This window comes from Bradyrhizobium sp. Unk1, assembly GCF_059512345.1.
The window spans coordinates 1-928 of record NZ_JCAMOP010000199.1; the positions used below are offsets into that span (position 1 = coordinate 1).

3 protein-coding genes are annotated in these 928 nt (G+C 62.0%); all 3 read right to left on the reverse strand.

Features of this window, described 5'->3' with window-relative positions:
* Positions 1 to 91: 91 nt before the first annotated feature.
* The 3 genes from AC5ZFO_RS48110 to AC5ZFO_RS48120 are packed head-to-tail and all read right to left on the reverse strand — an operon-like array spanning position 92 to position 912.
* Complete coding sequence (locus AC5ZFO_RS48110; RefSeq protein WP_496124281.1) at positions 92 to 250, reverse strand: BA14K family protein; 159 nt, start codon at positions 248 to 250, stop codon at positions 92 to 94.
* Positions 251 to 268: 18 nt separating this feature from the next.
* Positions 269 to 493 carry a hypothetical protein gene (locus tag AC5ZFO_RS48115; RefSeq protein WP_496124282.1) on the reverse strand — a complete coding sequence of 75 codons (225 nt, stop codon included), beginning with the start codon at positions 491 to 493 and terminating at the stop codon, positions 269 to 271.
* 32 nt (positions 494 to 525) lie between these two features.
* Positions 526 to 912: a hypothetical protein gene (locus tag AC5ZFO_RS48120; RefSeq protein ID WP_496124283.1), complete on the reverse strand. Its 387-nt coding sequence runs from the start codon at positions 910 to 912 to the stop codon at positions 526 to 528.
* Positions 913 to 928: the final 16 nt, after the last annotated feature.

Genomic DNA, 928 nt, shown 5'->3' on the forward strand with positions numbered 1-928 from the left:
CAGGAAGCCGCAGCAGCCGAGTGAGGGCGGCTGCATCTCGCTGCCATAGCGGCAGGTCAGCTAGACTTGTTGCCGAAACACCGCCCCGCACTTATGGGCAGGAACGCCGCCGTCCGTCATAGCTGATGTAAGTTCCGGATGCCGGATCGTAAGTCTGAAAGTGCTGGCAGCCGTAGCCCCCGCGCGGTTTGTGTTCAACGCGAGCTGGTTCGCCTGGTTTAATTGCCGATTTGCTGTTCTCCGTGGCCACGTCCGGTTGACCTGCGGTCTAGGCGGGGTTCACGAAGGCGGCGTAGCTGTTTGCCCAGGCTGGCAAGGAGACACCGGGCCTCTCTTCCACAACGGCAGGTTTCTGTTCCATGGAGCGCCGCGCGTCCGCCAGTTCGGTTGCAAGCGCTTCGGCCCTGTCGTGCTCCTGCTGCAGAGACTGCCACAGTACCGCCGTCGCGCTGTCGACCGCTTGGCTGAACTGGTGAGCCTCGCCGTTGGGCATCGACAGCAGTTTCCCGACGTACCGCCATGCCTTCACAAGTTCTTTTCGAGCGCCTCAGCCCTGGCGTGCTCTTGCTGCAGAGACTGCCGCAGTTCCGCTGTCGCGCTGTCGACCGCCTGCTTGAGCTGCGCCGCCTCGTCGTCCTTCGACAATGGCGTCTTTTGCGCCATGACCGGCGGGACGATCGTGATGATGAGCTTAGATAACTCCTGCTGAGTGGCGTATCGCGCCACATAGGCGACGACGTCGGCGTTGAGACAGAACCCGATGAGTGCCGCCGCGACGAGGGTTCGGGCGATCCAGGAAATTGCAAAGCCCCGCCGCGCGTGAGACGCCTCGAGGATGACGACGTTTGGTGCGGTCTTAATCGTATGGCGCATGTAAACCACCGCCGGGTTATCAGGCCATTGCTTCTTCACTTCGCCGGAAGCCTAA